The 5,944-nt window shown below is 72.5% G+C and carries 7 protein-coding genes; 3 read left to right on the forward strand and 4 right to left on the reverse strand.

The window, feature by feature from the left end:
• Positions 1–850, forward strand: an 850-nt coding sequence (locus AOK00_RS33695) for a ScbA/BarX family gamma-butyrolactone biosynthesis protein (protein WP_055603943.1), incomplete at its 5' end; no start/stop codon positions are given.
• Here AOK00_RS33695 and AOK00_RS33700 read toward each other — a convergent pair.
• The 4 genes from AOK00_RS33700 to AOK00_RS33715 form a co-directional block, all read right to left on the reverse strand.
• Complete coding sequence (locus tag AOK00_RS33700; RefSeq protein WP_055603944.1) at positions 825–3,080, reverse strand: HelD family protein; 2,256 nt, start codon at positions 3,078–3,080, stop codon at positions 825–827. The two genes, AOK00_RS33695 and AOK00_RS33700, sit on opposite strands and share 26 nt — an antisense overlap.
• Positions 3,081–3,235: 155 nt before the next feature.
• The gene (locus AOK00_RS33705; protein WP_055603945.1) at positions 3,236–3,574 is read right to left on the reverse strand and encodes a thioredoxin family protein; all 339 of its coding nucleotides are present in this window, start codon (positions 3,572–3,574) and stop codon (positions 3,236–3,238) included.
• Positions 3,571–4,005: a MerR family transcriptional regulator gene (locus AOK00_RS33710; RefSeq protein WP_055603946.1), complete on the reverse strand. Its 435-nt coding sequence runs from the start codon at positions 4,003–4,005 to the stop codon at positions 3,571–3,573. The genes AOK00_RS33705 and AOK00_RS33710 overlap by 4 nt, the downstream gene beginning before the upstream one ends.
• Positions 4,006–4,047: 42 nt before the next feature.
• A complete protein-coding gene (locus AOK00_RS33715) occupies positions 4,048–4,572 on the reverse strand; it encodes an Lrp/AsnC family transcriptional regulator (RefSeq protein ID WP_079042335.1) in 525 nt (174 codons plus the stop codon).
• 77 nt (positions 4,573–4,649) lie between these two features.
• Between AOK00_RS33715 and AOK00_RS33720 the strand changes: the two genes are divergently transcribed.
• Together AOK00_RS33720 and AOK00_RS33725 are read left to right on the forward strand one after the other, a co-directional pair.
• The gene (locus AOK00_RS33720) at positions 4,650–5,573 is read left to right on the forward strand and encodes an NAD-dependent epimerase/dehydratase family protein (RefSeq protein ID WP_055603947.1); all 924 of its coding nucleotides are present in this window, start codon (positions 4,650–4,652) and stop codon (positions 5,571–5,573) included.
• 11 nt (positions 5,574–5,584) lie between these two features.
• On the forward strand, positions 5,585–5,944 hold a 360-nt coding region (locus AOK00_RS33725), incomplete at its 3' end, for an aldo/keto reductase (RefSeq protein WP_173861715.1).

Genomic DNA, 5,944 nt, shown 5'->3' on the forward strand with positions numbered 1-5,944 from the left:
GTGGCGACCGCTCGACGGGAAGGACCGCTTCGCGGTCCGGGCCTCCTGGCCCACCGACCACCCGTTCTTCACCCCGGTCCGCCGGGGTGCGGAGGGGTACCACGATCCGCTCCTGGTCGTCGAGACGCTGCGGCAGGCCACGATGGCCCTCCTGCACTCGGTCCACGGGCTGCCGCTGACCCGCCACATCCTGCTGAGCGAGATCTCCCTGACCTGCGATCCGGCGGGCTTCGCGATCACCGGCGAGGAGCCGGACATCGAGATCCGGTTCGCCGAACTCGTGCTTCGCGGGGATCAGTTGACCGAGATGCTGGTGGAGTGGACCGTGCGACGTGACGCGCGCGTGGTGGCGACGGGCGGCGCGCACGCCCGGTTCGCCGGCGGCGCCGCCTACCGCAGGCTGCGCGGCGGGCACGTCGAGGCCGGGGTCGCCCACCCCGGCCCGTGGACCCACCGGGCCCCGGCGCCGCTCACCGGGCGGGTGAGGCCCGAGGACGTGCTCCTCGCCCCCACCGGCCGGGAGGGGGTGTGGGAACTGGTCGTCGACACCGGTCACCCCACCCTCTTCCAGCGGCCCAACGATCACATACCGGGAATGCTCTTCCTGGAGGCCGCCCGGCAGGCCGTCTCCGCCGCCGTGTGGCCCCGCCCCTGCCTGCCGGTCGCGCTGCGGATCGCCTTCGACCGGTACGCCGAGTTCCACGGCGGCCCCTGCCTGCTCCGGGCGGAGCCCACGAGCACGGCAGGAACGGCAGGGGCGACAGGGACGGCCGACGTACCCGGGACGTTCGAGGTCACCGGGTACCAGGACGGCGCGCGGCTGTTCACCTGCGAGCTGCGGACCGGATGATCCCGAGCCGCTGGGTCGCCCGGGTCAGCGCCACGTACAGGTCGTTCGTCCCGTGCGCCGCCCCGGCCACGATGCCCTCCGGGTCGACGACCAGCACGGTGTCGAACTCCAGGCCCTTCGCCTGCCGGGGGTCGAGCAGCACGACCGGCCGGGTGAGGTCGGGAGCCGGGCCGTACGCGGCCTCAGGCAGCGCGGAGATCAGCCCGGGGTGCAGCTCCGGTGGGGCGATCACGGCGATCACGCCCTCCTCGCGCAGCTCGGTCGCCACCGCGTCGGCGGCCTCCTTCACCGGGTCGTCCACCGTCCGGTCCCAGGGCTCCACCCCGGTGGACCGTACCGAGCTCGGCGGCTCGAACCCCGGGTCGTCGGCCCGCCGCACCTCGGCCGCGACGGCCATGATCTCGGCGGGCGTGCGGTAGTTGACGCCGAGGCGCACCAGCTCCCAGCGGTCCTCCACGTACGGGGCGAGGATCCGCTCCCAGGCGCCGACGCCGGCCGGGTCGCCGGTCTGGGCGGGGTCGCCGACCAGGGTCATCGAGCGGTTGGGGCTGCGGCGCATGAGGAGCCGCCAGGCCATCGCGGAGAGCTCCTGCGCCTCGTCGACGATGATGTGCCCGAAGGCCCAGGTGCGGTCGGCGGCGGCGCGCTCGGCGGCCGTGCGGTGGTCGGCCTCCTCGTGCCGCTCGGCGAAGCGCTCGGCGTCGATGATGTCGTGGGCCGAGAGGACCTCCGAGGCGTCCTTGTCGTGCTCCTCCTTGTCCTCGAACTCGTAGGTACGGGAGGCGTAGGAGACGTCGAGGACGCCCTGGGCGTACTGGATCTGCTTCTGCCGCTCGGCCTCCTCGGCGGCGCGGACCGCAGAGTCGTCCTCGCCGAGGAGTTCGGCGGCCTCGTCGAGCAGCGGCACGTCGGCGGGGGTCCAGACCTCGCCGTCGCGTCCGTCGCGCCGGATCGCCTCGATGTCCTCCGCGTCGGCGAGGTGGGTGGGTTCGGCCAGGTAGTCGGCGAGGAAGTCCTGCGGGGTGAGCGCGGGCCAGAGGGTGTCGATCGCCGCGTACACCTCGGGGTTCCCGGCGATGCCCTTGGCGAGCAGGGCGATGTCGTCGGGGCCGAGGAAGTTGGGGCCGCCGTAGGGGTCGGCGCCGATCCGGTCGGCGAGCTGTTCGGCGAGCGCGTCGAGGATCCGGAAGACGAAGTAGGGGCGGGCCAGATTGTGCGGGAGGGCCGTCTCGCGGGCCTTGTGGCGGGCCTCCAGGGCCATGTCCCAGTCGATGACCAGGTCGCCGTCCTCGTGCGGGACGATCAGCGGCTCGCCGCGCTCGGGGACCTGCTGGCGGTCCCGTACGGCCGCGGCGAGCGCCCCGGCCATGACGGCGGAGCCCTTGACGGCGGCGGCGCGCGGGGTGTCGGTGCCGGTGGCGCGGACGCCGGGGAACAGCTCGGCGGGGGTGGCCAGGAGGACGCCGGTCTCGCCGAGCGAGGGCAGGACGTTGCCGATGTAGCCGAGGAAGGCCGGGTTGGGGCCGACGATGAGGACGGCCCGCTTGGCGAGCTGCTCGCGGTGCGCGTAGAGGAGGTAGGCGGCGCGGTGCAGGGCGACGGCCGTCTTGCCGGTGCCGGGGCCGCCCTCGACGACCAGGACACCGCGGTGCGGGGAGCGGATGATGGCGTCCTGCTCGGCCTGGATGGTCTGCACGATGTCGTGCATCCGGCCGGTGCGGGCGGTGTCGAGCGCGGCGAGCAGCACCTCGTCGGCGTCGCGGCTCTCGTGCCCGGTGCGGGTGGCGTCGCCGAGGTCGAGCACCTCGTCGTGGAGTGCCGTGACCGTCCGGCCGAGGGTGCTGATGTGCCGTCGGCGGGAGAGCCCCATCGGCTCGTAACCGGTGGCGAGATAGAAGGGCCGGGCCACCTCGGCGCGCCAGTCGACGACCAGCGGGGTGCGGTTCGGGTCGTCCTCGCGGATGCCGAGCCGGCCGATGTGGTGGTCGCGCCCGTCCTTGAAGACGAGCCGGCCGAAACAGAGCCCGCTCTCCCCGGCGTTGAGCGCGGCGAGCAGCCCGGACTGCTCGGCGACCATGACGTCGCGTTCGAGCCGGCCCTGGTTGCCGCCGGCCCCCGGGGTGCGCAGGGCGCGCTCGACGGCGGCCTCGGCTTGGTCCCTCAGATCGTCGAGTCGTGTGTAGAGATCGGTGATGAATTGCTGCTCGTTCCGAAATTCCTCGGTTGACAATTCGACTCCCGGCGCGATACAGTGCGTTTATTGAACTTCTCTGCGCCTGTGGTGTTTCCGGGCGCAGAATCCATTAATATACGCGATGAAATACCCCGACTGTCAATTGTAGTCGGGGTATTTCTGTATGCCCTGCCGAAGGGTCGCGGGCCCGCCTAGGCGAGGACGTCCTCCAGCTCCTGCAGGAGACGGCGCTTCGGGCGGGCGCCGACGAGGGACTTCACGGGCTCGCCCGCCCGGAAGACCATGAGGGTCGGGGTCGCGAGGACCCCGTACCGCACCGTGGTCCCGGGGTTCCGGTCGACGTCGATCTCGACGATCCGGAGCCGCTCCGCCTCCTCCGCGGCGATGGCGGCGAGCACCGGCGTCAGCTGCCGGCACGGCCCGCACCACTCCGCGGTGAACTTCACCAGGACCGGCAGCCCGGCGGCCAGCACCTCCGTATCGAAGTCCGCGTCGGTGACCTCGGCCACGCCCTCCGCGTACGTCCTCATCCCTGTTGTCCCTCCGTCGTCGCAGCTTCCGTGTCCCACTCCGCACCGAGCTCGCACCGGGGTTCCGGGCCGTGCGGCAGCTCCGCCTCGGCGCGGAGCAGCTGCGCGCCCACCTCGGCGCGTACCGCCCGGAGCTGTGCGATCAGCCCGTCCAGCTCGGCGACCTTCCGCCGGTAGACGGCGATCGACGCGGGACAGGAGTCCCCCGCCGGATGCCCGGCGCGCAGGCAGTCGACGAACGGCCGCGTCTCCTCCAGCTCGAACCCGAAGTCCTGCAGGGTCCTGATCTGCCGGAGGAGACGCAGGTCGTCCTCGTCGTACGTGCGGTGGCCGTTCTCCGTGCGCCGGGCGGCCAGCAGGCCACGGGACTCGTAGTAGCGCAGAGTCCGTGTGGTCGTTCCGGCCCGCTCGGCGAGCTCTCCGATGCGCATGTCCACGACCGTAGGCCTTGACGCCCACGTCAAGGCAAGCGGTCAGGAGCGGGCGGGCGGCAGCAGCGGCTTCCGTTCCACCGGGGACGAGAGCACGATCGACGTCGTGGTCCGGCCGAGCGCCGACGTCTGCTCCAGGACGTCTTCGAGGTGGACGGTGTCGGTGACGGCGACCTTGAGGATCCAGCAGTCCTCGCCGACCACGTGGTGGACCTCCAGGATCTCGGGGCGCGCGATCAGTTCGAGGGTCCGCGGGTGCTTCAGGGTGTAGCCGCCGTGCGGGTTCACCCGGATGAAGGCCTGGATGCCGTAGCCGAGGCGGGCCGGGGAGACATGGGCGCCGTAGCCGGTGACCGCGCCGCTCGCCTCCAGGCGGCGGACCCGCTCGGTGACGGCCGCGGGGCTGAGCCGGACGCGGCGGCCGAGCTCGCTGAGCTTGATGCGGCCGTCGCTCTGGAGGAGGTCCAGGATCTGCCGGTCGACGGCGTCGAAAACGGCCGCCGAGGTTTCTTCGGTGGCCGGCCGCGAATGCCGTGGTTCCTTCGGCCCGACTGTCTGGACTCCCATGTTTCCCCCTTCAGACGGCGGACGATCAACGTAACACTTGTCCGGTGGGACAAGGGAGTTGGGACGGTGGCACGGAAATGAAGAACGTTCTGGTGATCGGTGGGAACCGGTATTTCGGAAAGCGGCTCATCACGCTGCTCGGGGAATCCGGGCATCGGGTCACGATCCTCAATCGGGGTTCCTCGGACGCGCCCGACGGAATCGAGCATCTCGTCGCCGACCGCGACGACGAGGCCGCCCTGGAATCCGTTCTCGCAGGGCGTTCCTTCGACGTCGTCGTGGACCAGGTCTGCTACACCCCGCGCCAGGCGGAGATCGCCCGACGCGTCTTCGCGGCGCGCACCCGGCGCTATGTGATGACGTCGACGGTGGAGGTGTACGAGTACGAGGACTCGGCCGCGCCCGTCGCCGAGGACGCCCTCGACCTGGGCACGGTCGCCGTCGACACGGGCGCGCCCTGGGAGGACCCGGACTTCCGCGAGGCGCACTACGGGGAGGGGAAGCGGCAGGCCGAGGCGGTCTTCGCGGGCGCGGCCGCCGACGGCGCCGGTCCGCCGTTCGCGTGGACGTCGGTGCGGGTGGCCCATGTGCTGGGCGGCGCCGACGACTTCACCGGCCGGATCGACCACTACGCGCGGCGCATCCGGGCGGGCGAGCCCATCGCCGTACCGGTCGTGAACCAGCCGGCGACCTATGTGTACGTCGAGGAGATCGCCGCCTTTCTCGCCTGGGCCGCGGTCGGAGCGGACTTCACCGGACCGGTGAACGCCCACTCCCACGGGCCGCTGACCACGGCCGAGATCTGCGCCGAGATCGAGAGGCGGGTCGGCGGCCGGACCGTCTTCCGGGAGGTGGAGGTCGGCGAGATCTCGCCGTTCTCGTTCGCCCGCTCGTACGGAATGGACAACTCCCGCGCGGTCGGACTCGGTTATTCCTTCTCCCATTCCTCCGCCTGGCTCGCGGACGCCGTGGCCGAGACGGTCGGGGAGGCGACGAAGTGACGCGCTTCCGGATGCTGGGCGACGTGCGGGTCGGCGCCGTCGGCCTCGGCACCATGCCGCTCTCCGTCGAGGGCCGGCCGGACGGGACGCGGGCCGTCGCCACCGTGCACGCCGCCCTCGACGCGGGCGTGACCCTGCTCGACACCGCCGACTCCTACCACCCGCCGACCGGCACGCCCGGCGAGGGCGAACTGCTCGTGGCGCGGGCCCTCGCCTCGTACGGTGGCGGCGCGGACGGCGTACTCGTGGCGACGAAGGGCGGGCGGGGCCGCACGGCGGACGGCGGCTGGACCGTCGACGGCCGGCCCGAGCACCTGCGACGGGCGGCGGAGGCGTCGGCGCGCCGGCACGGCTCCGCCGCCCGTCGCAGG

The organism is Streptomyces aureus (assembly GCF_001418135.1).
Lineage (GTDB): Bacteria > Actinomycetota > Actinomycetes > Streptomycetales > Streptomycetaceae > Streptomyces > Streptomyces aureus_A.

Excerpts from the sequence above, each read along its gene's own strand:
- AOK00_RS33705 (WP_055603945.1), bottom strand. The coding sequence starts at position 3,574 with ATGAGGACGTACGCGGAGGGCGTGGCCGAGGTCACCGACGCGGACTTC.
- AOK00_RS33710 (WP_055603946.1), bottom strand. The coding sequence starts at position 4,005 with ATGCGCATCGGAGAGCTCGCCGAGCGGGCCGGAACGACCACACGGACT.
- AOK00_RS33715 (WP_079042335.1), bottom strand. The coding sequence starts at position 4,572 with ATGGGAGTCCAGACAGTCGGGCCGAAGGAACCACGGCATTCGCGGCCG.
- AOK00_RS33720 (WP_055603947.1), top strand. The coding sequence starts at position 4,650 with ATGAAGAACGTTCTGGTGATCGGTGGGAACCGGTATTTCGGAAAGCGG.